The sequence below is a fragment of the Microcystis sp. LE19-8.1F genome, assembly GCF_027531715.1.
GTDB lineage: Bacteria > Cyanobacteriota > Cyanobacteriia > Cyanobacteriales > Microcystaceae > Microcystis > Microcystis wesenbergii_A.
Genome location: NZ_JAPZSO010000229.1, coordinates 1 through 1223, shown reverse-complemented (window position 1 = coordinate 1223; position 1223 = coordinate 1). Strand labels below are relative to the sequence as shown.

The following is a 1223-nucleotide window of genomic DNA, read 5'->3' as shown; positions in this document are numbered from 1 at the left end:
CCCTCGACTACCCCATTCGTTGTTCTTCGCTCGAAATAACTAATGATTTCTCCAAACCAGTTTCGGATTGTTTGACAACTCTTGGTAAAAACAATGGAGGATTTTGCCAACCATTCCGAGATAGATAGCAGTCCTTCTGTCGGATTCTCTGAGGTTTCATAAATCTTTCTGAATTCTTCCTTTAATTCCTGCATCTTTTTCAAATTTGGCCAATTTTCTTTGATAGCTTCTCGTTTAATTTTTTGGGGTTCCGTTCAATCTTCTTCATTTTTTAATAGGCTATATTTACTTCGCTTTAAAACTTCTAGCTTCGCTTCTTTTTCCGCTTTCTGTTTTTTATTTTTCTGCGCTTCTACGGCTCTTTTTTCTGCTCTTCTCTGTTCGTCTAACTCTTGATTAATTTGTTTCATTACATGGAATCTATCGGCGACTAATTCAACCGATGACATCAATTCTTTCACCAAATTTTTATAGGGCAACCAAAGGTCTATGCTTACTTCTTCAATTTGCTCTAACACCTCTTTTCCCCAGCCCGTAAGGGTTTTCTTAAACTCTTCTTGTGTTCGCTTCTCCAGAATAGCTATTAGTTTTCCCGTATCTAAATTTACTAAAACTGCACAGTAATTTTTTTGTCCCTTCACTAGAGCGATTTCATCAATTCCTAGTCTTTTTAATTCCGATAGGTCTGGCTCGGTAATTTCTTCAGCAATGTCCTCTAGCCTTCTTTGAATCTCTTCTTCCGTTACGTCATTTCTTCGACTAACATTTAAAATATCTCCTGATTTTAATTGTTCGAGTATATTTTCGGCTAGTCTTTTCGTATAGGTTCGTTTACTGGCGACAAAATCTAACTCTTCGCTCAAGGGTTTTCGACAATTATCGCACTTAAATTGACGACGATTAACTTGTAGGTACACTGGTTGTCCTGAGATTGGTAAATCTTTGACTAAATATCGATGATTTTGGTGTAGTTTATCGCTCTCTAACCCACAACGAGGACAGGACGTTCGGCGAGATCAGTCGAGCCGTTGCTTTTTTCTTTTTCGATTCGACTGGTCAAACTATACCGACATTTTCTAGGTGTCGATAGCCTTGAATAGAGGTTCCTTCTAGGTTCAAAAATTTGTCAAGTATCATAAGTAAAATACTCTGGTTTTTGGCTATTATATCAAATCTTAACTCGATTGTCTATCTTTTGGTATTAACCTGTTTGTGTCTAAAAT

At 37.0% G+C, this 1223-nt stretch carries 1 pseudogene; it reads right to left on the bottom strand.

Features of this window, described 5'->3' with window-relative positions:
• A pseudogene (locus O9334_RS20895) lies at nt 1-1137 on the bottom strand (ISL3 family transposase); the annotation flags it as partial.
• Nucleotides 1138-1223: the final 86 nt, after the last annotated feature.